General features: G+C 62.2%; 1 protein-coding gene. It reads right to left on the reverse strand.

From position 1 onward, the window contains the following. On the reverse strand, positions 1-233 hold a 233-nt coding region (locus tag CQ12_RS36930), incomplete at both ends, for a glycoside hydrolase family protein (RefSeq protein ID WP_157088717.1).

Raw genomic sequence — 233 nt, forward strand, 5'->3', positions numbered from 1 at the left:
TCCGCCGGCATGGTTGTACTGGAGGAAGATGCTCTGGGCTTTGTCCCAATCCCCAGCCTTGACGGCCTGTCCGAGGCCGGATTGTTGCCAACCGGGCCCGGCGTTATATGTAAGGGAGGTCAGCGCAGCCCGGACACCCGGAGGAAGGTTCGGATTGAAGGCGTCTACGCTGGCAGCGGCTTTCCCGATCTCGTCCTGAAACCGCTGCTCGTAGACTGCCTGTCGCTGATCCG

It is taken from the genome of Bradyrhizobium jicamae (assembly GCF_001440395.1).
Classification (GTDB): Bacteria; Pseudomonadota; Alphaproteobacteria; order Rhizobiales; family Xanthobacteraceae; genus Bradyrhizobium; species Bradyrhizobium jicamae.